At 60.8% G+C, this 24,052-nt stretch carries 24 protein-coding genes; 15 read left to right on the top strand and 9 right to left on the bottom strand.

Going from position 1 to position 24,052, the window contains the following annotated elements; genetic code table 11:
* Nucleotides 1–209 precede the first annotated feature (209 nt).
* The gene (locus OGI63_RS10975) at nucleotides 210–776 is read right to left on the bottom strand and encodes a PolC-type DNA polymerase III (protein WP_004218536.1); all 567 of its coding nucleotides are present in this window, start codon (nucleotides 774–776) and stop codon (nucleotides 210–212) included.
* A 253-nt stretch (nucleotides 777–1,029) separates the two neighbouring features.
* Nucleotides 1,030–1,689, bottom strand: a complete 660-nt coding sequence (locus OGI63_RS10970; protein WP_004218538.1) for a GNAT family N-acetyltransferase — start codon at nucleotides 1,687–1,689, stop codon at nucleotides 1,030–1,032.
* A 351-nt stretch (nucleotides 1,690–2,040) separates the two neighbouring features.
* Between OGI63_RS10970 and OGI63_RS10965 the strand changes: the two genes are divergently transcribed.
* The 10 genes from OGI63_RS10965 to OGI63_RS10920 all read left to right on the top strand — a co-directional run bounded on the left by OGI63_RS10965 (nucleotide 2,041) and on the right by OGI63_RS10920 (nucleotide 11,843).
* Nucleotides 2,041–3,051, top strand: coding sequence for a ketopantoate reductase family protein (locus OGI63_RS10965; protein WP_004218540.1), 1,011 nt, complete (start codon nucleotides 2,041–2,043; stop codon nucleotides 3,049–3,051).
* 114 nt (nucleotides 3,052–3,165) lie between these two features.
* Complete coding sequence (locus OGI63_RS10960; protein WP_004218541.1) at nucleotides 3,166–4,062, top strand: MetQ/NlpA family ABC transporter substrate-binding protein; 897 nt, start codon at nucleotides 3,166–3,168, stop codon at nucleotides 4,060–4,062.
* A 51-nt stretch (nucleotides 4,063–4,113) separates the two neighbouring features.
* The gene (locus OGI63_RS10955; RefSeq protein WP_004218542.1) at nucleotides 4,114–5,298 is read left to right on the top strand and encodes a methionine ABC transporter ATP-binding protein; all 1,185 of its coding nucleotides are present in this window, start codon (nucleotides 4,114–4,116) and stop codon (nucleotides 5,296–5,298) included.
* On the top strand, nucleotides 5,295–5,954 hold the full coding sequence (locus tag OGI63_RS10950) for a methionine ABC transporter permease (protein ID WP_004218543.1): 660 nt from the start codon (nucleotides 5,295–5,297) through the stop codon (nucleotides 5,952–5,954). The genes OGI63_RS10955 and OGI63_RS10950 overlap by 4 nt, the downstream gene beginning before the upstream one ends.
* Nucleotides 5,955–6,186: 232 nt before the next feature.
* Entirely contained in the window at nucleotides 6,187–7,371 is a 1,185-nt protein-coding gene (locus OGI63_RS10945; protein WP_264309047.1) for a pyridoxal phosphate-dependent aminotransferase, read from the top strand.
* A 171-nt stretch (nucleotides 7,372–7,542) separates the two neighbouring features.
* Entirely contained in the window at nucleotides 7,543–8,199 is a 657-nt protein-coding gene (locus tag OGI63_RS10940; protein ID WP_004218546.1) for an amino acid ABC transporter permease, read from the top strand.
* On the top strand, nucleotides 8,186–8,860 hold the full coding sequence (locus OGI63_RS10935) for an amino acid ABC transporter permease (protein ID WP_004218547.1): 675 nt from the start codon (nucleotides 8,186–8,188) through the stop codon (nucleotides 8,858–8,860). Before OGI63_RS10940 ends, OGI63_RS10935 begins: the two co-directional genes overlap by 14 nt.
* Nucleotides 8,853–9,746 carry an amino acid ABC transporter ATP-binding protein gene (locus OGI63_RS10930; RefSeq protein ID WP_004218548.1) on the top strand — a complete coding sequence of 298 codons (894 nt, stop codon included), beginning with the start codon at nucleotides 8,853–8,855 and terminating at the stop codon, nucleotides 9,744–9,746. Before OGI63_RS10935 ends, OGI63_RS10930 begins: the two co-directional genes overlap by 8 nt.
* A 48-nt stretch (nucleotides 9,747–9,794) precedes the next feature.
* Nucleotides 9,795–10,703 carry a cysteine ABC transporter substrate-binding protein gene (locus OGI63_RS10925; protein ID WP_004218550.1) on the top strand — a complete coding sequence of 303 codons (909 nt, stop codon included), beginning with the start codon at nucleotides 9,795–9,797 and terminating at the stop codon, nucleotides 10,701–10,703.
* A gap of 231 nt (nucleotides 10,704–10,934) precedes the next feature.
* Nucleotides 10,935–11,843, top strand: coding sequence for an SPFH domain-containing protein (locus OGI63_RS10920; protein ID WP_004218552.1), 909 nt, complete (start codon nucleotides 10,935–10,937; stop codon nucleotides 11,841–11,843).
* 75 nt (nucleotides 11,844–11,918) lie between these two features.
* On the opposite strand, the gene OGI63_RS10915 is transcribed toward OGI63_RS10920, so the two are convergent.
* Both OGI63_RS10915 and murI read right to left on the bottom strand, forming a co-directional pair.
* Entirely contained in the window at nucleotides 11,919–12,776 is an 858-nt protein-coding gene (locus OGI63_RS10915) for a patatin family protein (RefSeq protein WP_004218554.1), read from the bottom strand.
* 49 nt (nucleotides 12,777–12,825) lie between these two features.
* Nucleotides 12,826–13,602 carry a glutamate racemase gene (murI, locus tag OGI63_RS10910; protein WP_004218555.1) on the bottom strand — a complete coding sequence of 259 codons (777 nt, stop codon included), beginning with the start codon at nucleotides 13,600–13,602 and terminating at the stop codon, nucleotides 12,826–12,828.
* A gap of 121 nt (nucleotides 13,603–13,723) precedes the next feature.
* On the opposite strand from murI, the gene dapF reads away from it, so the two are divergent.
* Complete coding sequence (gene dapF, locus OGI63_RS10905; protein WP_012619846.1) at nucleotides 13,724–14,626, top strand: diaminopimelate epimerase; 903 nt, start codon at nucleotides 13,724–13,726, stop codon at nucleotides 14,624–14,626.
* 23 nt (nucleotides 14,627–14,649) lie between these two features.
* Here dapF and OGI63_RS10900 read toward each other — a convergent pair whose 3' ends face one another.
* Nucleotides 14,650–15,318 (bottom strand): vitamin K epoxide reductase family protein, encoded by a 669-nt coding sequence (locus OGI63_RS10900; protein WP_004218559.1) that lies wholly within the window; start codon nucleotides 15,316–15,318, stop codon nucleotides 14,650–14,652.
* A gap of 175 nt (nucleotides 15,319–15,493) precedes the next feature.
* Here OGI63_RS10900 and OGI63_RS10895 point away from each other — a divergent pair, with 175 nt between their 5' ends.
* The gene (locus OGI63_RS10895; RefSeq protein WP_004218561.1) at nucleotides 15,494–16,378 is read left to right on the top strand and encodes a PHP domain-containing protein; all 885 of its coding nucleotides are present in this window, start codon (nucleotides 15,494–15,496) and stop codon (nucleotides 16,376–16,378) included.
* A gap of 90 nt (nucleotides 16,379–16,468) precedes the next feature.
* On the opposite strand, the gene OGI63_RS10890 is transcribed toward OGI63_RS10895, so the two are convergent.
* Both OGI63_RS10890 and OGI63_RS10885 read right to left on the bottom strand, forming a co-directional pair.
* Nucleotides 16,469–16,696 (bottom strand): DUF3107 domain-containing protein, encoded by a 228-nt coding sequence (locus OGI63_RS10890; RefSeq protein ID WP_004218563.1) that lies wholly within the window; start codon nucleotides 16,694–16,696, stop codon nucleotides 16,469–16,471.
* 117 nt (nucleotides 16,697–16,813) lie between these two features.
* Complete coding sequence (locus OGI63_RS10885; protein WP_014482275.1) at nucleotides 16,814–18,271, bottom strand: phosphotransferase; 1,458 nt, start codon at nucleotides 18,269–18,271, stop codon at nucleotides 16,814–16,816.
* 191 nt (nucleotides 18,272–18,462) lie between these two features.
* On the opposite strand from OGI63_RS10885, the gene OGI63_RS10880 reads away from it, so the two are divergent.
* Complete coding sequence (locus OGI63_RS10880; protein WP_004218566.1) at nucleotides 18,463–20,052, top strand: ATP-dependent helicase; 1,590 nt, start codon at nucleotides 18,463–18,465, stop codon at nucleotides 20,050–20,052.
* Nucleotides 20,053–20,137: 85 nt separating this feature from the next.
* On the opposite strand, the gene OGI63_RS10875 is transcribed toward OGI63_RS10880, so the two are convergent.
* Nucleotides 20,138–21,796 carry a zinc-dependent metalloprotease gene (locus tag OGI63_RS10875; protein ID WP_004218568.1) on the bottom strand — a complete coding sequence of 553 codons (1,659 nt, stop codon included), beginning with the start codon at nucleotides 21,794–21,796 and terminating at the stop codon, nucleotides 20,138–20,140.
* 104 nt (nucleotides 21,797–21,900) lie between these two features.
* Here OGI63_RS10875 and OGI63_RS10870 point away from each other — a divergent pair, with 104 nt between their 5' ends.
* Nucleotides 21,901–22,857 (top strand): PDZ domain-containing protein, encoded by a 957-nt coding sequence (locus OGI63_RS10870; RefSeq protein WP_004218570.1) that lies wholly within the window; start codon nucleotides 21,901–21,903, stop codon nucleotides 22,855–22,857.
* Between the two features lie 105 nt (nucleotides 22,858–22,962).
* Entirely contained in the window at nucleotides 22,963–23,379 is a 417-nt protein-coding gene (locus OGI63_RS10865) for a DUF3052 domain-containing protein (protein ID WP_004218571.1), read from the top strand.
* A gap of 122 nt (nucleotides 23,380–23,501) precedes the next feature.
* Here OGI63_RS10865 and OGI63_RS10860 read toward each other — a convergent pair whose 3' ends face one another.
* On the bottom strand, nucleotides 23,502–23,993 hold the full coding sequence (locus OGI63_RS10860; protein WP_004218572.1) for a hypothetical protein: 492 nt from the start codon (nucleotides 23,991–23,993) through the stop codon (nucleotides 23,502–23,504).
* Nucleotides 23,994–24,052: the final 59 nt, after the last annotated feature.

Raw genomic sequence — 24,052 nt, 5'->3', positions numbered from 1 at the left:
AGCATATCACACCGCGCGATCTTCATCCCATGAACACCCCTCCAAACCGGAAGAACAACAACTCCCGACTATTTTCTCCCCACCTACATGCCTCTCCTGGGGTCATTTCATACCTTGCCAGCATATCGGCAATAGCATGCCTATTCAGCAAAGCAAAAGCCCACCGCATGAGCGATGGGCGAATTGCATATGAAATCTTGTGCAAAAGATCACACGCACGTACGCATGGAGATGTCTGCCGAGCGGGTGTCAATATAACGCCGCTGCCATTCCAAGCATTGGTACGTCTGCGTGGCGTCAGAAAGCGCGCGGTGCTCCTCAACATCGCCAATGCCGTAACGCTGGATCAGATCGACAAGACGATGCCGTTCAGAGGGGAACAGCAGTCGGTCTATATGCATGGTGTCAATGGGACGCACGGAAAAGCGTGTGGAGTCGCTGAACACACGTTCCGCATTGGCAATGAGGAATGAGAGATCGAATTTGGTGTTATGTCCCACCAAACGGTCATTCTCGGTCCAGTGTATGAAATCCCCGAGTATGTCTTCTATGACGGGCTGGTCTTCGAGCATCTCGTTGGAAATGCCCGTGAGCTCCGTTATGCGTGCGGAGACGCGCCTGCCGGGATTGACGAGCTGCGTGAACCGATCCACTATCTTGCCGTCGCGCACTTTGACGGCGCCAATCTCGGTGATACGGTCATTCTGTGCGCTGAAGCCGGTCGTCTCCAGATCGAGTGAGATGTAATTCATGGGGATTCGCGATGCTGGCTTCATGGCCACCTCGTTTCTACCGTCTGCCTGCAGTTCCCTGCACCCTTCTTCTTGCCGAATAAATTACTACTTCCATTGTAGTACGCAATAAAATATTCGTTTTTCTTGTTTACCAGTCTATCGGAACACACCATGAACATACGCGGCAAAGTATTATCGTCGCAATTCATACGCAATCATTCACGATTCCACTATAAACGTGGGGTCACTGTGCGCGTGCAGTAAAAAATATGTGTATAGATTATAAAGATGGCGCTTAAACCAGCTGCGGGAACTGTGATGTGATTGTGCGCTCGTGATCCATGTATGCGGTTGTCTCATGCATGGCCATGGTGATTGTCGCCTGGCGAATGTCTGCACCGGGAGCGTCGTCGCGGGCGTCTGCAGAGGTGGTGAATGGCAGACGCATCTGGTGCCACACCGCATTGCCGTGCACGGATTGGCTGCGGCCCTCGTCAATGAACCCGAACGAGCTGTAGAATGGCAACATTTTCTCCTTGCAGGCGAGCACGATGCCGTGCCTGTGCGAAAGCGCGCTGTCGAGAATCACGTGGCGCATAAGGAACGAGGCACAGCCACGATGCTGGTACATGGGTGCGGTGTTGACGCCGAGTATCATCTGCCAAGGGGCATCGTCCGCATGCAGGGCCGTGGAGGCGTACATATCGTCGGTGAGGTCGGGTGAGCCCACGCATGGCCCGTCGATGAAGCTGACGAGCATGCCGTCGTCGACCTGGGCTGGGAAGCAGTCGTTGTCCGGCTCGGCGGGATTCACCAGAAGCCAGAAGTGGTTTGGATAGCTCTCCACTCTGTTGGCCAGTTGGTCGATGTCGGCCGCCTCCTGCGGAGGGAAGCACGCGGCCTCCACTGCTGCCAGCGCGTCGAGGTCGTCAAGCGTCGCATGTCGAACAAGCATAAGGAACATACTCTCTCAGGGCATACCCAATTGCGGGCGAAGCGGTGTTTTCGCGCCCGCGAGCTGAAATGGCGGCGTCCGAGGCATGAATGGTGCGGCAGCGATGCCGTGAGGTTGCCATGGACCTCCCAACCGGGCGGTATGGATATAACACGTATTCGAATTTGCTTATACCTAGGCAGATGCCTGTGATTTCACCAGTATTGAGCCGCATATCAGTTTTGGCTATAGCCACGCCGGTGAATCGCCCGCCGCCGCTTCGTACAGTGTCAACTGTCGGTTCGAGTAAAGCTCCTTGAGAACGGGATGCATTGCCGAACGGGCAGAGAGCAACGAAAGGAAGGGATCTCAGTGAAATACGCGATTCTCGGAGCAGGCGGCATGGGCATTCAGTATGGCGTGCTGTTGCAGGAATTCGCACATCAGCAGGTGGATTTCGTGGACACCTGGACCGAGAACGTCGAGAAGATTCGCGAACAGGGTGGTGCCTATGTGTCGCAGGACGGTGAGGGACGCCACCTGGTGCCGATCAACGTGTACTACCCGGAGGAGTATGCCGGAGACCCGGACGTATGGATCGTGTTCGTCAAACAGCATCAGCTTCCCGAATTTCTTGAGCGCACCGCGCCGCATTTCCGCGAGCATCAGGTGGTGTTCTCGGCGATGAACGGCTACGGGCATTTCGAAAAGCTCGCCGAGTACTTCCCGAAGCATCGCATTTATGGCGGAACGGCGCTGATCGGCGCGTATGTGTACGGTCCCGGTGATTTCAACTTCACCGGAGGCGCACATGCGAAGGCGATGAACCTGTGCGCGTACGACGAGCATGATGTGGAGGAGGATCCAATCGAGCGGCAGCTGTTCGCCGATTTCCAGGCGGCCACGCTGAATCCGACCATCGTGCGGCATTTCCTCGGCATGTGCCTGGCGAAGATCGTGTTCAACTCGGTGCTCAACACGTTGTGCACAATGTATCAGATTCGCTTCGGCGAGTTCGCCTCGCACCCCGCGGCTCCGATTCTCACCGAACGACTGGTCGACGAGGCATATGGGGCCGCCGAGGCCGCCGGCGTGCAATTGCTCGGCACGCGGGAAAGCGAGGTGGAGACGATAATGCACACGGCTTCGATTGCGCATCCGTTGCATTATCCGTCGATGTACCAGGATCTGACGAGATGCCGGCCGACCGAAGTGGACTACATCAACGGCTACATCGCACGCCTGGGGCGCGAACACGGCTATGCCTGCCCGCTGCATGAGTTCGTGACGCAGGAGGTGCATCTCGCCGAGCACGCGTTCGCCATCCATCATCCCGACATCGCCGCCAAGGCTGCCTCACAGTCCGTGGAACTCGCAGACTGACACGGCCTCCCCACCGCCATATTCAATACTCACAGATTTCATATTCACGGATTGCCTGACGCTGCATTGCCGACGCTGCCCGGAATCCGCAGTCACGAGAGAAAGAGAAGACCCATGACCATCGCAACCGCATTCACCACCCTGAAATCGAAGCGTAGGACACTCACGCGCGCCTTCGCCGCTGTGCTTGCCGCGGCGACACTGCTTGGCACTGCCGCCTGCGGCACCGCGCAGAACGCCAGCGCCGAAGGCATTGCCGAACCTGTGGATGGCAAGACGACGAAGGTGACGATCGGCGTATGCGCGGGACCGTATGGCGACATGGTCGAGGAGGTGTTCGCGCCGCTGCTCAAGGAGAAGGGGTACGAGGTGAGCACGAAGGTGTTCAATGACTACGTGCAGCCCGACAAGGCATTGGCCTCCGGCAAGATCGATGCGAACCTGATGCAGCACGGCAACTACCTGAAGAAGTTCAGCGCCGACAACGATCTGGATCTCATTTCGCTGGGCCAGACGCCGACGCTTGGTCTAGGCATCTATTCGAACAAGTACCACTCGATCGATGAGATTGCGGACGGTGCCACCGTGGCCATTGCGAACGACGGTTCGAATCTCGCCCGCAGCCTCGGCGTGCTCCAGCAGAACAAGCTCGTGACGATCAAAGACGGTGTGGATGCCACGAAGGCCTCGGTGAACGACATCACCAGCAATCCGAAGCACCTGAACATCAAGCCGATCGACGCTGCCCAGCTGGCTCGTTCGCTCGACACCGTGGACGTCTCGCTCGTCCCCGGCAACTACTCCTGGGCCGCCGGTCTCGACCCGAAGAACGCGCTTGCCCTGGAGCAGCAGGACGACGGGGTGATCGAGGTGTTCGCCATTGCCGGCCAGAACAAAGACACGCATTTCGCCAAGACGGTGCGCGATTTGCTCGGTAGTGACGAATTCAGGCAGGCCATCGCCGCCAGCAAGTTCAAGGACTTCGGCAAGCCGGCATCGTGGGCCGAGTGAGCGGCTTAAGTGACCGAGACAATGCACCGCAGGCATGAACAGCGAGGGAACATGGGTGTACAGAACACGGATTCCAGCACGATCATCGAACTGAACCACATCTCCGTCACCTTCCGTGAGGGCGGCCGCACGGTCGAAGCCGTCAAGGACGTCACCATGCATGTGCGCGAAGGCGAGATCTTCGGCATCGTGGGCTTCTCCGGCGCGGGCAAGTCGACGCTGGTGCGCACGATCAACCTGCTCGAGCGGCCTACCGAGGGCCAGGTGATCATAGACGGACATGACGTGACCGATCTCAAGGGCGGAGCACTGCGTGAGCTTCGTAAGAAGATCGGGTTCATATTCCAGGGATTCAATCTCATCGACAATGTGACGGTGGGCAGGAACGTCGAATTCGCGCTCAAAGCGGGCGGCTGGCCGAAGAAGGGGCGTCGCGCCCGTGTGGAGGAGCTGCTGGACATCGTGGGATTGGCCGAAAAGGCGGACAGCTATCCATCCAGTCTGTCGGGTGGCCAGAAACAGCGTGTCTCCATAGCGCGCGCCCTTGCCAACTCGCCGCGCATACTGTTGTGCGACGAGGCCACGAGCGCACTGGATCTGGAGACCACTGAGGAGATTCTCACACTGCTCAAGCGCATTAACACCGAACTGGGCATCACGATCGTGTTCATCACCCACCAGTTCGATGTGGCGAAGGCCATCTTCGATGACGTGGCGGTAATGGAACAAGGTGTGATTGTGGAGCAGGGCACCACCTTCGACGTGTTCTCGTCACCGCATCACCCGACCACGCAGGCGCTGGTGGAGCGTTATCTGGGCATTGCGATTCCTGAGCAGCTGGTGCCGCAACTGCCGCCTGGGCGACTGATCGAGCTGCGTTACAGGGACGGTGGTGCGTTCCGGCCGCTCATCAGCGAGGTCGCTCAACACCACGACGTGTCGATCAACGTGCTGCACGGCAATGTAGGCTACTTCGGCACGCAGGCCGTGGGCACGCTCATCGTGCTGGTCAGTGCGCGACAGGGCGGCCAGCAGGGGGCGCAGATCGTGCAGGATGCCATCGACGAGCTCGCCGAGCACGTCCATTCATGGCGTGAGCTGAGCGAAGACCTGAACGACGATCTGGGGCATTCGGTGGATGAGGCATTCGCTGGCGAAGCGGCGGCCGATCGGTTGATCGGCACATACGGCGACGTAAACGATGTTCGGACAGACAACGAGGAGGTGCTCGCATGAGCGAGACGTTGGAGATTCTGCAAGACAATCTCGGCAAAGCGCTGTGGGACACGTTCTTCATGGTGGGTGTGGCCACATTGGTCGGCGTGGTGCTCGGCACCGCCCTCGCCGTGTTGCTCTACCTCACGCAGCACAGACTGTTCACGCCGAACCATGCGGTCAATGAGATGGTCGGGTTCGTGGTGAACGCGATCCGCTCGATGCCGTTCCTCATTCTGCTCGTCGTGTTGATTCCGCTCATCCAACTGCTCATCGGTGATCCGTACACGCCCACCGGTGGCGCGATCGCATTGTCGATTGCCGCTGTGCCGTTCTTCGCTCGCGTGGCAGAAAGCGCATTCCAGGAGGTGGATGAAGGATTGCTCGAGGCGGCGATCTCCACCGGCGCCCCGTTGCGGCAGATCATCTTCGGCGCGATTTTCCCGCAGGCGTTGCCCAGCTATATTCGCGGCATTGTGCTCACGATCATCTCGCTGCTCGGCTATTCGGCCATGGTGGGCACCATCGGTGCCGGCGGCATTGGCGATCTGGCCATTCAATACGGCTACAACCGTTATGAGACCGGCGTGCTCGTCGCCATTGTGCTGCTGCTCATCGTGCTCGTACAGGTGATCCAGTGGGTGGGCGACCGCATCGCCGTCAGGGTCACCCACTGAGTCCGTACGTCCATGGCGCGCATCCGCGAAAGTCGAGTGCGCGCTTAATGTGCTTATGGAGAAGTCGCTTGCTGTGCAACGCATTCACAATCCGCACGCAACACTGCTGGGTTACGCTCGCACTGTCCGTCACCTTCCGTCCATGCCATGCGCGGTATGGGCAGATGTGCCTGATGGCTCTGGACGCAAGGGAAAACGCGCGGAACAAGGAACGAGAACGAGGAGAGAAGGCATGGCCATTCATTTCGCCAAGGTGGCATCGCAGATTCCGCCGAACGTGTTCGAGCGCATGGACCGGAAGGTGCTCGCCGCACGGGGTCGGGGCGTCGATGTGATCGATCTGTCGAAAGGCAATCCCGACGGTTTCCCCGAGGAGTTCATTCGCGAGGTGACCCGTGCCGCCGTGGACGATCCGCTCAATGCACGCTACACGCCGTTCGACGGCAAGCCGGCGTTCCTCGAGGCGGCCGCGAACTGGTATCGCAATGTGCATGGCGTCGAGCTTGATGCGAACCGCGGGCTGTTCGCGGTGGAAGGTGCCGTGGATGGCCTGGCCGACCTGTTCAGCATACTGCTCGACGAGGGCGACGCGGTGGCGTTCGCCGACCCGTACTACCCCTCCTACCATTGCATGGCCAATATGCGGGGCGCGCATGAGGTGCTGCTTCCCGCGAAGGCCGAGTTGGGTTGGCTGCCGGACCTCGATGCGGTGCCTGCTTCGGTGTGGGATGGCGTGAGGCTGCTCGTGCTCAATTACCCGAACAATCCCACCGGCGCGCAGGCGCCGTTGGCGTTCTTCGAACAGGCCGTGAAACTCGCCGTGGAACATGACTTCGTGGTCGTGCACGATTTCGCCTACGCCGGCTTGGGGGTGGAGGAGCAGCAGCACAGTCTGCTCGAGGTCGTGGCCCATACGCCGGCCGGGTCGCCGGAGCGGGAGTGCACGGTGGAGATCTGCTCGCTCTCGAAGATGTATGCGATGGCGGGATGGCATGCCGGATTCATCGCCGGTAGCGAACGCATTCTTGACGTGGCGAAGAATTTCCACTATCAAATGGGTTCTATGATTACTTCGTTCGTGCAGGATGCCGGTGTGGCCGCGTTGAACAGCGACCAGACCTGCGTCGGAAGGCAGGCCGCGCATTATGCGGGTCGCCGCGCCATCGTGGCCGATGGCCTGCGCGAACTCGGGTACGATCTGTTCGATTCGCAGGGCGGACTGTATGTGTGGATGCATGCCCCTGCCGGCAGGAGCGGCGAGGAGGTCGCCGACGACCTGCTCGACAAGGCGGGCGTGGCGGTGCTACCCGGCACCTGCTTCGGCAACGTGGGCGCACAGTATGTGCGCCTGAGCCTGCTGCAGCCCGATGAGCGCCTGGCCGAGGCGGTCAAGCGCATCGGCACCTGTTGTTGTTGATTGTCGCATTCCAATTCGAATGCCGTATGGCATTCGTCAATCTCATCATGCAATCTCAGTATGTGAGTGGCGTGGCGCACGCGTAACGTGACTCATACACGCTTGGCGTGGCGCACGGCGCAGCCACAGCCAACGAATACAGCACAGACAGCAGCAAAGGGAGGCCCATACATGTTCGATTGGGCATTCGTGGCCAAATATGCCCCGTTCTTCGTGAACGGCGCGTGGATGACCCTGTTCATCTCCGTGTTTGGCATTGCGCTCGCGATACTCACCGGCATCATCTGCGCGGCCATAGAGACCGCGCGAATCCCGGTGCTCAGGCAGATCACCACCGTCTACATCGAGGTCAGCCGCAACACGCCATTGCTGGTGCAGCTGTACTTCCTCTACTTCGGTTTGCCGAAGATGGGCTTCGTCTGGTCCGCGGAGCTCTGCGCGATCGTGGGACTGGGGTTCCTCGGTGGCTCCTACATGGCGGAATCGATGCGCGCCGGACTGCAATCCGTGCCGCAGATCCAGCGCGAGAATGCGTACATGCTCGGCTTCAACACCTGGCAGACGCTCACGCGGGTGATCGTGCCGCAGGCGGTGAGCATATCCACACCGGGCATTGTGGCGAATGTGATCTTCCTCATCAAGGAATCGTCGGTGGTCTCGGCCATCGCACTCGCCGACGTCATGTACATGGCGAAGGACCTCATGGGCATGTATTACAACACTTACGAGGCGCTGTTCATGCTCATCGTGACCTATCTGATCATTCTGCTGCCGATCTCCATTCTCGGCACTTGGCTTGAGAGGAGGTTCGACTATGCAAGGCGCTAACATCCTGCTCGAACCGGGCGTGTTCCCCCGCCTGCTGCAGGGCCTGTGGGTGACGATCTGGATTGCCGCGGTCTCCGTCGGGTTGAGCATTCCGTTGGGATTGTTGTGCGGCTGGCTGATGACGCTGCGCAACCCGGTCATCCGCTTCGTCATGCGTGTGTATCTCGACTTCATTCGCATCATGCCTCAGTTGGCGTTGCTGTTCATCGCGTTCTACGGCATTGCGAGAATGTCGAACTGGAATATGGATGCCACGGCATCATGCGTGTTCGTGTTCGTGCTGTGGGGCGGTGCCGAGCTCGGCGATCTCGTACGTGGGGCGCTGCAATCGATTCCGCAGATTCAATACGAGACCTCCTACATGCTGGGATTGAGTAACTGGCAGGCATTCGTCCATGTGATTCTGCCGCAGGCGGTTCGTCGCCTCCTGCCTGGTGCGGTGAATCTTTCGACCCGCATTGTGAAGACGACGTCGCTTGCCGTGCTGCTCGGCGTGGTCGAGGTGATCAAGGTGGGCCAGCAGATCATTGACGCGAACCGATTCCAGTACCCGACCGGAACACTGTGGGTGTACGGCGTGATCTTCCTGATGTACTTCATAGTGTGCTGGCCGTTGTCGTTGGTGGCGCACGCACTCGAAAAGAGGTGGGCAAATGACTGAGCGTACAGATTCCGTTGCCACGGCACCGGCCGACGTGCCGGCACTGCAGGTGACCGACCTGCTCAAGCACTACGCGGACGCCGATCGGAACGTGTTCGACGGCATCTCGTTCTCGGTGCCGAAGGGCAAGGTGCTGGTGATTGTGGGACCGTCGGGCTCCGGCAAATCCACGCTGCTGCGTGCCATCGCCGGTCTGGAGCCGATTCAGGGCGGCACAATCGCACTGGACGGCCAGGTGATCGAAACGGGCAAGCCCGGGAACGAGAAATCCGGCCGTGCGAAGCGGCCCGAGTCGCTGCGCACGAAGTTCGGCATGGTGTTCCAAAGCTACGAGCTGTTCCCGAACAAGGACGTGCTCGGCAACATCACCATGGCGCCGATGCTCGTGCAGAAGCGAAAGAAGGCTGAAGTAGAGCGGGAGGCGATGGAACTGCTCGATCGCGTGCATCTCGCCGACCGCGCGCAGGCCAAGCCGCATGAGCTTTCCGGTGGCCAGCGCCAGCGTGTGGCGATCTGCCGCGCGTTGATTCTGCACCCCGAGATTCTGCTGCTCGACGAGATCACCGCCGCACTCGACCCCGAGATGGTGCATGAAGTGCTCGAGGTGGTCGTCGAACTGGCCGATGCCGGGCAGACGATGCTCATCGTCACGCATGAGATGCAGTTCGCGCGTGCCATCGCCGACCGGGTGATTCTGCTCGCCGACGGGCAGATCGCAGACCGCTCCACGAATGCCGAGCAGTTCTTCACCGATCCGCAGACCGAGCGCGCCAAGGAATTCCTGCATTCCTTCGACTTCGAACGCCATCGCAGCGCACAGGCCCATGAGCGCCTTGAAGCGTTCGACGAGGATGGCACGGGAGACGGCCAGTCTGCACACAATTAGATTTCCATAAGGAAAGAGACAAGGAAAAACCGGGCACGAAAGGGAAATATGAGCTCACTTTTCAAACAGTTGGGTAAGGCAGTCGCGGCGGCGGGAGCCGCAGTGATGATGATCACCGCTGTGGCGGCCTGCGGTCCGTCCGCTTCGACGCCGAGCGAGGCGGGATCCGCCTCCGGCAATACGCAGAACAGCACGAACGCCAAGGCGCGCACGCTCGACGAGATCAAGAAGTCGGGCGAGCTGCGTGTGGCGGTGTTCTCCGACAAGGCACCGTTCGGCTATGTGGACAAAGATGGCAAGTACGCCGGCTACGACATCGAGTTCGCCCAGGCGCTCGCCGACGGCCTCGGAGTGAAGCCCGTGTACACGTCGGTCGATCCGGCGGCGCGTGTGGACGTGCTCGCGTCGAACAAGGTGGACGTCACGCTCGCGAACTTCACCGAGACCCCGGAACGCGCCGAGAAGGTCGACTTCTCGAAGCCGTACATGAAGGTCGCGCTCGGCATTGTGGCACCGGATGCGGCGCCGATCAAGGACGTGAAGGACCTCAACGGCAAGACGCTGATCGTGGCCAAGGGCACGACCGCCGAAACCTACTTCGAGAAGAATCACCCCGAAATCAAGCTGCAGAAGTACGACCAGTACGCCGACGCCTACAACGCGCTGCTCGACGGCCGCGGCGACGCGATGAGCACCGACAACACCGAGGTGCTCGCATGGGCCAAGGCCAATAAGGGCTACCGTGTCGACGTGACCGAGATCGGCGACGTCGACGTGATCGCCGCCGCGGTGCAGAAGGGCAACAAGGAGCTGCTCGACTACATCAACGACGAGATCGTGAAGCTCGGCAAGGAGAACTTCTTCCACAAGGACTTCGAGAAGACGCTCAAGCCGGTGTACGGCGATGAGGTCAATCCGGACGACATCGTGGTGGAATCCGGCGTGATCGAGAAATGAGTCGGTATTCGACTCGCGATCACATCGTGTGATCGCGGGTGAACAGGGCGGGCGCCTTCCGTACAGGAGGCGCCCGTTTTGTATGCGGACCGTTCATCTCAGCTCGTGGACCAAACATGTCGTAAAAATTCCATCTCCCGAAAACGCAATGGGAGGGGAATCCGCGGTTCGATACGGTGAGAGGAGGTGCCCGAATGAATACCGGGTACGGGACACAGAAAGAGGGAGAACATGAGCCCATCGCTTATCGGAATCGGCGTCATTGCATTGGTGGTGATCGTGCTGCTGTGCATGGCGATCTATGTGGTGCCGCAACAGCAGGCGTACATTATCGAACGATTCGGCAAATTCCGCTCCGTGAGATTCGCAGGCATCCATCTGCTGATTCCGTTCGTCGACCGCATCGCGATGAAGACGAATATGCGCGTCTCGCAGCTCAATGTGAAACTGGAGACGAAGACGCTCGACAACGTGTTCGTCACGATCGTGGCGAGCACGCAGTACCGCGTGAATCCGGACAACGTGGCGAAGGCCTACTATGAGCTCCGTGATCCGCAAGGTCAGCTGCGTTCCTATATGGAAGACGCACTGCGTTCGGCCATTCCGATGCTCACGCTCGACGACGCCTTCGCCAGGAAGGATTCCGTGGCGGCCGACGTGCAGCAGACGGTGGGTTCCGAAATGGCGCGCTTCGGCTTCACCGTGGTGAAGACGCTGATCACGGCCATCGACCCGAGCCCCGCGGTGAAATCGGCCATGGACTCGATCAACGCGGCCCAGCGCGAAAAGGAGGCGACTCGCCAGCATGCCGAGGCCATGCGCATCCAGATCGAGACCCAGGCGGCCGCTGAAGCAGAGAAGGTGCGCCTGCAGGGCGAGGGCCAGGCGAATTACCGCCGCGAGATCGCCGATGGCATTGTGGACCAGATCAAGAGCCTGCAGGAAGTCGGCATGGACATTGGCGCGGTGAACAACGTGGTGCTGTTCAACCAGTATCTCGATGTGCTGCGCTCGCTCTCGGAATCGAAGAACGCGAAGACGCTGGTGATGCCGGCGGCCACGCCAGGCGGCTATTCGGAGCTGTTCGACCAGATGACGCAGGCGATGCTCACCACGCAGGAATCCAGTCCACAGAACTGATCTCATACGCGCAAATGCCGGGGCCGTGGAAACTTCCACGGCCCCGGCATTTGCGCATGTGTGGTCCGGACGATATCAGGAGTCGAGAAACTCGCGAATCCGCGCTGCCTGGGCGTAGCCTGCGCGGTACATGCGCTCAAGGCCTTCGAAGGTCTTCGACATGGTCGAGAGCCCGTAGAGGCTTTCCGGGGAGAGGATGAGCACCTTGCCCTCCTGCTCGTACCGCCTGGCGAGCGCGACCTCGTCGTTGTACGTGCGGTAGCGGTTGAGCAGACGTTCGGCTGCGGCGGGATGATGCCGTTTGAGAATGCGTGCCGGCGCGACGTCCCTCTGCTGTTCGCGGGCCACGTCCACCGGGCGTGTGAGCACGACGACGATGCGGTCGCAACCGTCGTCAATGGCCCGCTGCACCGGAATCGGGTCCGCGATGCCACCGTCGAAGTACGGGACGTCGTCGATCACCACCGGCTGGCATGCCACCGGTACCGCGGAACTCGCCTTGAGTATCGTGTAGTCGTCCTGACGCATGTCCGATTTGTCGAAGTAGCGCGACGAGCCGTCCTCGCCGTTTGCCGCCACGACGGTGAAGGTCGCCGGATTGTCGCTGAACGCGGCGTAATCCAACGGGTTCTCGCCGTCGCTGTTACTCAGCGTGCCATACACGTAGTCGAGATCGCAGAAGTTGCGTTTCGTGATGTAGTTCTCCATGCTCGCATATTCCTTGCGGAACGCGTACTGCGTGTAGAACGTGTGCGCGCGGCCCTGCTGCCGCGCCAGATATGATGCCAGATTCGCAGACCCCGCCGAGATGCCGTAGCAGTGGTCGAAACCGACGTCCTCCTCGAGGCAGCGGTCTTCGACGCCGGCCCCGAAGATGGCGCGGAAACCGCCGCCGACGTCAATGATTCCGGTGGTGTGTGCGGTGTGGGTCATACGGGTCTCCTCATCTGATCTGCTTGGGTCTTACGGGAATGGCTGCAGACTACCTCTCCAGCAGTTGCTGCGCGAGTTCGGCTATACGCTCGCCCGGGTCGGAATTGCGCAAGATAACGCCGCCGTCCTGTTCCTCGGGGGCGAGTTTGCCGAGGGATTCGAGCACGACCTCCAGATGGCGTGCAGTGCCCTCGTTGCCATCGACGATCGCGACGTTGTTCGGCAGCAACTCGCGGAAATAGTCCCGGTAGAACACGAAATGCGTGCAACCGAGCACCACCGAGTCGGTGTGGGCGAGGTCGTACTGGTCGAAATAGTCGTGCAGCGTGCGCATGACGAGGTCGTGGTCGTCGAGCTCTCCACGCTCCACGATTTCGACGAGACGCGGGCACGGCTGCTTATGAATGGTGTGTGCATCCTCGAAACGATGCATGAGCGCCGCGAACTTCCGCTCGCGCAATGTGAGCGGGGTGGCGGCGACGATGACGCTCTGGCGTTCGCCATGCCCGCGGTCGCAGGCCACCTTGAGCGCCGGTTCCATGCCGATGATCGGAATGTCATAGTGCTCCCGCAGTTCCTGCACGGCGCTCGACGTGGCTGTGTTGCAGGCGATGACGACCGCCTTGGCACCCTGTTCGACGAAATCCTCGACAATGCGGAACGAGAGGTCGCGCACCTGCTCGGGAGTCTTCGTGCCGTATGGGGCGTTCGCCGAGTCGCCGAAATAGAGGATTCGCTCATGAGGCAGATCCGTTCGAATCTGCCTGACCACGGAGATGCCGCCGAGTCCGGAATCGAACACGCCTACCGGTGCGCTGGAGGTCATGGGAGTCTCTTTCCTGCATGCGGGTGATATTGCAAGTCTCCAGTCTACAGACCTGCGCGTATTCCCCGCTTCGCTACACGTATATGCACATCTCAGCTTCGGTTGCGGTAGAGTGGGCGGTATGAGTTTGCCAGAACATATGATCAAGGCGCAGGGCACCGGCAACGATTTCGTGATGTATGCCGACCGCAGTGGGGAACACGCGCCACAGAAGCAGGACATCATCCAATTGTGCGACCGTCATTTCGGCATCGGCGCCGACGGCCTGATCCGCATCACCCGCCCGGGGCATGTGGCCGATCTGGACGGACACGACGCCCAGAAGATGCGCAAGGAGGGCGTGGAGTGGTTCATGGACTACCGCAACGCCGACGGCACGCTTGCCGAGATGTGCGGCAACGGCACGCGTGCCACCGCGCAGTTCCTCGTGCAGCAGGGAATGCTGGAGCTCGAGGAGGGCGACGCGTTCAAGCTCGGCACGCGCGCCGGAGTCAAGCGCATCACGCGCATGCCGGACAACCCCGAATTGGGGCGGCAATTATGGCGCGTGGACATGGGCTCGTGGTCGATGGGGGCGGAGGACGAATACACCGTCACGATTCCGGGTGACACCGGTTCGGGCAAGGGAACGTTCGTCGACATGGGCAACCCGCATGTGGTGACCGTGGTGGAGGACGCCTATTCGACGCTGCCGGTATTGGGCGAACTCGATCTGACCCGTGCCCCCCAGGTGAGTCCGGAACTGCCGAACGGGCAGAATGTGGAGTTCGCGCGCATCGACAACCTCGACACCGAGCGTGACCTGGGCGACGCCTCAATGCGCGTATACGAACGCGGCTGCGGCGAGACGATGGCATGCGGTACCGGCTTGTGTGCAACGGCAATCGTGTTGCGTGCGAAGACGCAGATTGACCACTGGCGCATTCGCATTCCCGGCGGCATCGTGCGCGTCGATGTGACCGATGACTCGGTGATGCTCACCGGCGCCGCCGCGCTCACCGCCGAGTTCAGGCTCCTGCAGTAGGCCGGCGCACGACACCCACCATCTCAGCGGAACAGCATCGCGCCGTCTTTGACGAGGATCAGCGTGATGAGCGCCACGATCCACACCGCATCGACCATGAGATCGATGTTGAGGCGGTAGTAGGTGCGCAGTGAGGACGCATGCGGCGGCAGATGCTGCACGGTCACGGTGGCGTGCGAGACCGCCATGAACTGGATGGTCGTGGCGAACATGAGCACCAGGCACCATGGGCACAGTGCGTTGATGACGAACAACGACTGCGAGGTGAGCCAGTACGAGTATGCCAGTGCGGCCAACGAGCCGAGCCAGGTGCAGGTTGCGAACCATTTCGGCATGGTCATGCGGGCCATGCCGATCACGGCGATGGTGACGAACACCGACTCCGCGGCGATGCCGAAGAACGCGTTCGGGAAGCTCAGCTCGCCGAATTTGACGATCTCCGATTGCCAAGCCTGTGCCACGGTGGAACAGGAGAGCACGGCGTTCACGTCACATCCAAGCGACTGACCCGGGTGCCTGGCCATCTGCAGCGTCTCCGCCGACAGCACGAAGGAGACCAGCAAAGCCACGCCCGAGGCGAGCAGCATGACCAGATAGGTCCATGTGGCCCCGTTGCGCCAACCATGCGGTTTAAGGTCGGTGAAAGTCGTCGATGACTGTGGTGGTGATGGCTGTTCCGGGTGGCGTTCCATATGATCCTCCGGTCTGCGCGGGCGTTCGTTCATGCCGCCGGGCGAATACGTTCTGGCGTTCACGATACCGTATGCAACCTGAACGGCGGGGCACAAGTGCGCATTCTGGGAGAAAATACCGGGCAGAATCTCAAAATCTGCACATGTGGCGGTTACATTCGTTTACGATGGAACCATGAGTGAATATGTCATGCCAACGAGACCGCCGCAGGAGGGCTGGGATCTGCATTGCCATACCGTGTTCTCGGATGGCACGCGCACGCCGCGTGAAATGGTTCAGGAGGCGAAGTCACTCGGCTTGCATGGTGTGGCAATCGCCGACCACGATACGACCGCCGGATGGGAGGAGGCCGGGCAGGCGTCACACGACCTCCATCTGCCGCTGATGCGCGGTACGGAAATCACCGCGCAGGATGGCAATGTCTCCGTGCACATGCTCGCGTACCTGTACGATCCACGCAACAGGCATATATGCGACCTGTTCGAGAAGACACGGCGCTCGCGTGTGGAGCGCACGAAGAAGATGGTCGCACTGCTTGCCAAGGATTATCCGATTTCCTGGCAGAGCGTGCTCGAACAGACCAAGGAGGGCTCGCGCACGACAATCGGACGCCCGCACATCGCCGACGCGCTCGTGGCCGCCGGCGTGTACGCGAACCGCAACGAGGCGTTCGCCGATGCGGTGAGCACGCACAGCAAATACTACATACCCACGCCGTCGCCATCCACAAGCGAGGTGGTGCGTGCGGTGGAGGGTGCCGGCGGTGTCTCGGTGATCGCACATGCGGCTGATCCGAGCCGCAATCGCGTGCTGCTTTCCAACGAACAGATTGCGCGCCTCGCCGATGAGGGGCTTGACGGTCTTGAGGTATGGCATCGCGGTAATCCCGAGGACCAGCGTGCGCGCCTGCTTGCATTGGCACAGCGGTATCACCTGCTCGTCACCGGAGGCTCGGACTGGCATGGGGCGGGCAAGCCGAACGCGCTTGGCGAGAATCTCACCGATGACGCCACCGTGGCAGAGATCGTACGGCGCGGTGCGATTCCGCTGTGTCGTTGAGCACCGCCTCCTCTTGGCTTGAAATGTGTGGGCCGGACGGTTCGGGAGGAACCGTCCGGCCCACACATTGTTCATGCCGAAGCCCGCGAATCAGCCGAGGTTGCCGAAACCGACGGCGTGACGCTGTTCGGAGCCGACGATCACGTATCCGAGTGAGTCCGCCGGCACGATGATGCGGCGATCCTTGTTGTCGGTGAGCACGATCGGCTTGTGTTCCTCCAATGCACGGTCGATGGTGGCGGTGACGGTCTCCGCGGCCTCGTCGGTGGTGAAGGTGACGGTGCGGGCGACGTTCTGAATGCCGATTTCAATGTCCATTTCGAGTCCTTTCGATATGCTGCGGTTGCCTTCCGCTGCAAACAGCTACGTTATATACAATCGCATTGCTCGCCAGTTATTTCAGATTCCCAGCGGCCGAACGCGAATGGGTTGCCCTCAGCCGTTCGTACGGTCGAGGTCGTCGGACGACCCGTCGGTCGAGACGGCCTGCGTACCCGCCCCCGAATCCGGCCCCTGCGTGCCCTCCAGACCGGCGCGTGCGTCGCGCATCGCGCGTTCCTCACGCTCGAGCAACGGAATCACCGTCGTCTCGGCATCGGAGCGGCTTGCGGCCACGGCGGAGGCGGTGGAATCGGTGCGGTCGCCGATTGTATCGTCATCGGCATAGTGGAAGTCCTCTTCGCGTACGATCTGCGTGCCGCGCGAGGAGCTGTCGTTGATGCCTATGATCACGGTTTCGCTGGAAAGCACAGGCGAATCGTTCGTCGAATCGTCCACGGCAGCCACCGGATGCGAGTTCGTGCGGTCATCCATGACCTGCGAATAGGAGCGCGAACCGGTGACATCGGTCTCGTTCGTGGAGTCATCCGGGAAGCCGGCAGAACTCGCCGGAGCGGCCGTGCGGGAATCCTCACGCAACAGCGTGTTCACGGTGACGGTGCTCGGTGCGTTGCCTGAGGTCGCGGCGGCATCGGAGGCCGGGCGGGCGGTATGCGCGGCGCGGGCGGAGACGCCGAGTTTGTGGGCGAGCCTGTCCACCTGTGCCTTGAACTCCATGATGCGGTCGTTGTCGCCGGCATTGAGAGCCTTGATGAAATCGCCCACCTGCTCCATCTGCACCCACAGATTCGCACGCAGCATGATCAGGTCGTCGAGTCGATTGCCCAACACCCGGCCATACGCGGTGATCACGGCGTTGCGGTGCGTCTCGTCGAGTTTGGCGAACACCCATGCCAGATCGCGGGCCGGATCGTTGATCTGCATATCCTGCCAGTTCGTGATCGCGGTAATCGAGGAGCCTGAATAGATCAGATCGCCGTCGGAGAAACCGCCGTGCACCGGGCGTGTGGAGAACGACCACAGTCCCTCGGTCTCCATGATGCCACCCCAGCGGCTCGTGATTTCCTGGGGAACATGGCCTGCCTGGCGCAACCGTTTGATCCACGCGGTGAGCTGCGCATGAATCTGGCCGGTGGTGAACACCGGGTAGTGTGCGTCTGTGATGAAATTCTGGCGCAGGCGATGAATCGCACCAAGCGCGGTGCCGAAACTCGAGCAGTCGTCTATGGTCAGCAACTCAAGGGAGCGCGCGACGCCGTCCGGATGCGTCGTGATGAGCACAGATGCGTCCTCCGGGCCCTCCTTGCCTGCATGGAATGCGAGTACATGCTCGGTACCGAAGCCGAGCCCGGCGAATTCACGAGAACGGTCGACCACGGCAGCGGCGCGCCCACGGGCATGGAGCCGCTTCTTGCCACGCGGGTCGTATGCCGCGTACACATTGAACAGACGCCCGCGCATATCCTGCACCACGGCCTGCTCAATGCCGACCGCACGGTCGGTGTCGTTATCCTGCTCGCTATCGCGAACCCCCGCCACGGACACGTTCGGCATCGTGGCAGAAGCCAATGCCGCCAACTTCAGATTGCTTCGCTCACTCACAGTGCAATCATGGCATGCACACGGTACAAAATCCAATGATTGCAACGCTTTACGTTCGTTGTGAACGGGCCGTGAACCGTGGGCATCGTCGTTCCTCCACGCACCTGCTACAACTTTCGCCGCTCCCGTGGCACAATGGCGGCATGAGCGAAACAGCACAGCCGAATGCGGGCACAGACAACGGGGCCCCGACCATCGCACACAGCGAAGTCGAAATGGGCACGACCTCACCTGAGCGCATACTCGCCACGCTCGATGACGCCCAACGCTCGGCCGCGCTGGCAGTGGACGGCCCGGTGCGCATCATCGCGGTCGCCGGCGCCGGCAAGACGCGAACAATCACGCGGCGTATCGCGTACGCATGCGCGAGCGGGGTATGGGATCCCACCCGGGTGCTCGCAGTGACGTTCTCGGTGAAGGCGGCCAATGAGATGCGCGAGCGTCTGGACGCATTGCAGGTGCCGCGTGGAGTGCGCGCATCCACGTTCCATTCGGCCGCATTGCGTCAGATGCGCGAGGTGTGGCCCGACATCTGCGAAGGGCCTTTCCCCGACGTCACCGAAGACAAAAGCGCGCTTGTGGCCCAGGCACTGTATCGCTTCAACGGAATCAGGCCGAAGGAGCAGCCGAAACAGAGCGTGTACGAGGTGGGTGCCGAAATCGATTGGTGCAAGGTCTCGCTGATCACCGCGAAGAACTATGCGCGCGTGTGCGCTGCGACGCACCGCACACCGCCGGCCGGTCTCGAACCGGGCCAGTTCGCCACCGTCTACGAGCAGTACGAGGCGGAGAAGAACAGTCGGTTCGAGATCGATTTCAACGACATCCTGCTGTTGGCATGCCACGTGCTCGACGCCTTCCCCGACGTCGCCAAGCGAATCCGCAGGCAGATCGGTTGGCTCACCGTCGACGAATACCAAGACGTCTCGCCGTTGCAACACCTGCTCATGACGCGCTGGCTGGGAAGCAACCGCAACATCTGCGTAGTCGGCGATCCTGCGCAGACCATCTATTCATTCGCGGGCGCCACCAGCTACTATCTCGAGCATTTCGGCAAGGAGTTCGCTCCGCTCACCGCTGATATCGCGTTGAACCGCGACTACCGATCCGTTTCACCCATTGTCGGCTACGCGAACCGGGTGCTTGGCGGCTCCGCGCAACGACAGGACTACATCAGGCTCGAATCTGGGCGCGGAACCGGCTCGCGCGTGATGAGCCGCATCTACGAGACCGACGCAGCCGAGGCCCAGGCGGTCGCACGGCAGATCTCGCGCATTCTCGCGCAGGGAGGCAACGCGAGCGACTGCGCGGTGCTCACGCGCGTGGGCGGCCAGCAGACCCTTGTCGCGCAGGCGTTGAAACAGGCGAACATACCCTACCGGCTGCGCAGGAACATGAACTGGCAGTCGTCCGCGCTCGCCGGCACGGCACGGCAGGAGACCGCGGAGACATCGAATGCCGGGGTGGAGCAGCTTGGCGTGGAGAAGGGGCGCGTGACAATCTCGACGATCCATGCGGCCAAGGGCCTCGAATACAAGCATGTGTTCGTGATAGGCCTGTCGGAGGGGCTATTGCCCTACAAGCCGCAAAGCGATGACGGCGATGTGGAGGAGGAACGGCGTGTGCTGTACGTGGCGCTGACCCGTGCGGAGGACACCCTCCACCTGTCGTTCGCCAAACGATCGGATTCGCAGACCACCTATGTGCGACGGCTGAGCCGATTCCTGCAGTAAGTGCGTGAATTCGGCAACACCAATGCGAACGGGGCCATCCACTTCAAATGGAAGGCCCCGTTCATGTATGAGGTTGGATTTTGGGTTATTGCTCAAGTGTACCGCTATCAGGGTCTTCACTGGCACTGTCACCGGAATCTCCGGATCCGTGCTGGTCCCCAGAGTCGCCGTCATCGGCATCTTCTGTGGATTCGCCCTCACCGGTGCCGTTCTCGGATTCGTCGAGCAGTTTGCTCAGCTCGGCGTCCCAATCGATGTCGTCGCCGTGTTTGGCTTCCGTCGCATCTGCCTCGGAATCCGCATCCATACCGTCTGCATTGCCTTCCGGCTCGAGTGCCGGCAGCAGGTCGGGATGCGACCACATTGCGTCACGCGCCTCGATGCCCTGCTCGGCGGTGATGCGCTCCCACAGCTGGGCCGCCTCGCGCATGCGCTTGGGGCGTAGCTGCAGGCCGATGAGATTCTCGAACGTCCGTTCCGCAGGGCCGCCGACGGCACGCTCGCGGCGCATCATCTCGCGCAACTGCTCGATGTGGGGCAGATGCGCCATGCCGGCGCGCCACAGCACACAGTCGACCCATCCCTCCACGAGCGCGAGCAGCGTCTCAAGCGAGCGCATCGCGTCTTTCTGCTCGGGAGTGTCTTCACCCATGCCCACATTCGTGAGATTGAGCGCACTCGACAGCGAATCGGGGTCGAGCCCCTCGACGTCGCGCAACTCGTCCTCCATCGCATCCAGATCGATGGCGATGCCGCGGGCATACTTGCCCAACAGCGCCTCGAACCTTGGCATGAGCCACGGCACGGTGGCGAAGAGACGTGCATAGGCCTCCTCGTGGAGTGCCAGGAACGTGGTCACCTCATCGACACCGATCTCCAACGACTTCGCGTATTCCTCCACGTTCTGCATGATGAGGCCACCAGCCTTGTTCTTCAGCAAGGCAAGACCCTGGTCGAAGGAACCACGCACCTCATGGGAGAGCGCACCGGCTGCATTGCCCAGCTGCATGCTGAACGTCGCCTTCGCCAACTGCTTCATCAGCTTCTTTGGGTCGCGCATGCTCTCCGGAATCGGAATCGGGATGGGCCCGGCGAACATGCCGGTGATCTCGCCTCCGAACTGGTCGCCAAGACGCTCGTTGATCACGGCGTTCATGGCGTCGGCCATTGACGAGGCGACCGGAGAGGCGAACTTGGCCCACTGCTCGATGGTGCCGTTGAGCCAGCTGGAACGGGTGAGCACACTCGCCTCGCCGTCCACCGGGTTGAATTCGGTGGCGGTGTCGAGCCATAGATTCGCCTCGCTCATCGCGCGGCGCATCGTCTCGCCTTCGCCTGCCGTGACCACCTGCTCGCTGTCTTCGCCGTTGACATATTGCCCGGCAATCGTTTTCGCAATGTTCACGTCGATGGCCGCGTTCTCGTCGGCCGTCGGAGATTGTGCTGTGCTCTGGGCGGCGTCAGTGGGGGCGCCCGCATTGGCGCTATGGAAGCCGGCCGGATTGGTTCCCGCCGCATTGCCCGGTTCACCCATACCGAACATGGAGCCCATCGGAGTGTTGCCACCCATGAACATCTGCATCATCTGCTTCATCTGTTCCGGACTCGGAAGAGATGAGGAATCCTGGCTCATCAGCTGCTCGCGCAGCGCATCGGGCAGCATCGACAGCTGCTGGAATGCCTGTTCGCCCTGTACCGGTCCAAAGCATTCGATAAGCCATTGACGGATCGCGTCTTCACTCATGGCAGATCCTCCCCTGTATGTCCATAAAGTCCGTATCTAGCATTTCTACTCACAATACGGGCTAAATATTCCGAATGCATCATGGCTGTGGATCGTAGTGGAGCATGGCGGCCAAGACCTGCCCATACTATGGAGGCATGTCTTCGTTGAACCCACCCGAGTCAATCTCGCAAGTCGATTCCGATGTCCCCGGAACGCCCGGCCGTGGTCATGGCGTGTTCCGTCGTCTTCGCGCGCGCTGGCACAATCGGCCCAAACGCTATTTCATAGGCCTGTTCACCTTCCTGCTCGCGTTGTGCCTCATGCTTGCGCCGAGCCCGTACGTGGTGGAGAGCCCCGGCCCCACCGAGAACGTGCTCGGCAAGGCCGATGGCAAGGAGGTGATCTCCGTGAGCAATGCGACCACTTACCCCGATAGGGGCGAACTGTTGCTCACCACGGTGAATGCAAGCGGCGTGCCCGGCTACCCGATCTCGAACATCTGGGCTCTGATCGGTTGGCTTGACCCTCATATGAACGTGCTGCCGAGTGAGGCGGTGTTCCCGGTGGGGCAGAGCAGCGAGGAGTATGATCAGGAAGCCAAGGCGGATATGGACTCGTCAATGGAGGCGGCCACAGCTGCCGGTCTGGCCTATGCGAAGAGGCTGGGAGCCAAGGTGTCCGATGCCGACGTCTCAATGCACATCGAAGACATTGGAGGTCCCTCCGCCGGCATGATGTACGCGCTCGGTCTGGTGGACAAACTCACGCCGGAGAATGAGACGAATGGCGTCACCGTGGCCGGCACCGGCACCATCGACAAGACCGGCAAGGTGGGGGCTATTGGCGGCATCGATCTGAAAATGATCGGTGCCCTGCAGGATGGCGCGACATGGTTCCTTGCCCCCGAGGAGAATTGTGATGAGGTGGTGGGGCATGTGCCGAACGGCTTGCGCGATGTGAAGGTGTCGACGCTTGAAGAGGCCTATACCGCACTCGTCAAAATAGGCAAGGGCGACGCGGATTCGCTGCCGCATTGCACGGTGAGACGGGCCGCGGACCATAATATGGCCGGAGAATGATCGGCTGAGTGGAGAGGGATGCCCGGCAAGTGTCCGAACAGTCACGATTCATTCGCGCATGGCTTGTAAACAGGCCTGTTCCATGGCTTTGGTATATTTACGAGCGTGAATCAAACAGCATCAGACAACGCTGAGGAGTTCGGCTTCCGCCAAGGGGACCTGGTCCAGGAATGGCTCTGGGACGATGACGTGGATGACTCGATCCGAGAAAAAATCGAAAAACTCACCAATGAGGATCTGGTCGACGAGGAATATGATTCCGCGGTCGACGGGGCGATTATTTGGTGGCGCGATGGCGACGACGAAGATGAACTGTCGGACACAATCGTAGATGCTTACGCAGTGCTGGGCGACGACGGCCCACTGTGGGTGCTCACCCCCAAACCGGGCCGTGAAGGGGCTCCATCACCGAGTACGGTGCAGAACGCGGCGAAAACCGCAGGTATGAATGCGGCGACTCCGCTCACCGTGAGCGATGATTGGAACGGTATTCTGCTGCGTGCGTTCGGCAAAGGCAGATGAACGGCTGACTCCTTGGAATGAATCCGAATTCCATGGAGTATCCATGCACAGTCATCAAAGGCCCGGCATGTGCCGGGCCTTTGCGTATGCGACGACGGGATTCAGTCACAAGGTGGACGACGCTAGAGCAGGCAGGCAACCAGCAACAGCAATGCCGCACAGACGAATACAATGAGCGAGTCGCGTGTGCGCGGCAGCTTGCCATGTGCAATGGTGATCGCCACACCCATGCCACCTGCGACGGCGAAGAGCGCGAAGACCACCCAGCGGATCGTCTCGCCGGATGGGTCGATCACATGGAACAGGGTGAGGAACATCGGCACGAGAATCAGCGCGGCAAGCGACATGAACACGATTGCGAGCACACGGTCCGCCGTGCGCAGCGAACGGTCATGATGCTGCGTGCGCTTCAATGAGTCGACCTCGGCAGTGAGCTCTTTGATTCGGCGGTCGAGTTCGACATCGCACCATTTGGATTCGCGGTCGAGACGCGCGATCTGATTCTCCAGGTCGTCAATCCGCTCATCGTTCTCGTTCGGTTTGCGCACAAAGGAGGGGATCAGATGCGGCAGTGAGGAGAGTTGGTTGGAAACGCTTTCGAAAATACTGGTCATACTGCCGAGTATAGGAATCTAGAGAAGCGCCGGAGGCGATATGGCTTACGGAGAAGAAA

The sequence above is a fragment of the Bifidobacterium sp. KRGSERBCFTRI genome (assembly GCF_025908335.1).
The sequence above is the reverse complement of the archived record's forward strand: the minus strand, read 5'-3'. Positions and strand labels throughout refer to the sequence as shown.

What these genes read in the sequence shown, in the direction of transcription:
- OGI63_RS10975 (WP_004218536.1), bottom strand. Translation starts at nt 776, where the DNA reads ATGAAGCCAGCATCGCGAATCCCCATGAATTACATCTCACTCGATCTG.
- OGI63_RS10970 (WP_004218538.1), bottom strand. Translation starts at nt 1,689, where the DNA reads ATGCTTGTTCGACATGCGACGCTTGACGACCTCGACGCGCTGGCAGCA.
- OGI63_RS10960 (WP_004218541.1), top strand. Translation starts at nt 3,166, where the DNA reads ATGACCATCGCAACCGCATTCACCACCCTGAAATCGAAGCGTAGGACA.
- OGI63_RS10955 (WP_004218542.1), top strand. Translation starts at nt 4,114, where the DNA reads ATGGGTGTACAGAACACGGATTCCAGCACGATCATCGAACTGAACCAC.
- OGI63_RS10950 (WP_004218543.1), top strand. Translation starts at nt 5,295, where the DNA reads ATGAGCGAGACGTTGGAGATTCTGCAAGACAATCTCGGCAAAGCGCTG.
- OGI63_RS10945 (WP_264309047.1), top strand. Translation starts at nt 6,187, where the DNA reads ATGGCCATTCATTTCGCCAAGGTGGCATCGCAGATTCCGCCGAACGTG.
- OGI63_RS10940 (WP_004218546.1), top strand. Translation starts at nt 7,543, where the DNA reads ATGTTCGATTGGGCATTCGTGGCCAAATATGCCCCGTTCTTCGTGAAC.
- OGI63_RS10935 (WP_004218547.1), top strand. Translation starts at nt 8,186, where the DNA reads ATGCAAGGCGCTAACATCCTGCTCGAACCGGGCGTGTTCCCCCGCCTG.
- OGI63_RS10930 (WP_004218548.1), top strand. Translation starts at nt 8,853, where the DNA reads ATGACTGAGCGTACAGATTCCGTTGCCACGGCACCGGCCGACGTGCCG.
- OGI63_RS10925 (WP_004218550.1), top strand. Translation starts at nt 9,795, where the DNA reads ATGAGCTCACTTTTCAAACAGTTGGGTAAGGCAGTCGCGGCGGCGGGA.
- OGI63_RS10920 (WP_004218552.1), top strand. Translation starts at nt 10,935, where the DNA reads ATGAGCCCATCGCTTATCGGAATCGGCGTCATTGCATTGGTGGTGATC.
- OGI63_RS10915 (WP_004218554.1), bottom strand. Translation starts at nt 12,776, where the DNA reads ATGACCCACACCGCACACACCACCGGAATCATTGACGTCGGCGGCGGT.
- murI (WP_004218555.1), bottom strand. Translation starts at nt 13,602, where the DNA reads ATGACCTCCAGCGCACCGGTAGGCGTGTTCGATTCCGGACTCGGCGGC.
- dapF (WP_012619846.1), top strand. Translation starts at nt 13,724, where the DNA reads ATGAGTTTGCCAGAACATATGATCAAGGCGCAGGGCACCGGCAACGAT.
- OGI63_RS10900 (WP_004218559.1), bottom strand. Translation starts at nt 15,318, where the DNA reads ATGGAACGCCACCCGGAACAGCCATCACCACCACAGTCATCGACGACT.
- OGI63_RS10895 (WP_004218561.1), top strand. Translation starts at nt 15,494, where the DNA reads ATGAGTGAATATGTCATGCCAACGAGACCGCCGCAGGAGGGCTGGGAT.
- OGI63_RS10890 (WP_004218563.1), bottom strand. Translation starts at nt 16,696, where the DNA reads ATGGACATTGAAATCGGCATTCAGAACGTCGCCCGCACCGTCACCTTC.
- OGI63_RS10885 (WP_014482275.1), bottom strand. Translation starts at nt 18,271, where the DNA reads ATGCCGAACGTGTCCGTGGCGGGGGTTCGCGATAGCGAGCAGGATAAC.
- OGI63_RS10880 (WP_004218566.1), top strand. Translation starts at nt 18,463, where the DNA reads ATGAGCGAAACAGCACAGCCGAATGCGGGCACAGACAACGGGGCCCCG.
- OGI63_RS10875 (WP_004218568.1), bottom strand. Translation starts at nt 21,796, where the DNA reads ATGAGTGAAGACGCGATCCGTCAATGGCTTATCGAATGCTTTGGACCG.
- OGI63_RS10870 (WP_004218570.1), top strand. Translation starts at nt 21,901, where the DNA reads ATGGCGGCCAAGACCTGCCCATACTATGGAGGCATGTCTTCGTTGAAC.
- OGI63_RS10860 (WP_004218572.1), bottom strand. Translation starts at nt 23,993, where the DNA reads ATGACCAGTATTTTCGAAAGCGTTTCCAACCAACTCTCCTCACTGCCG.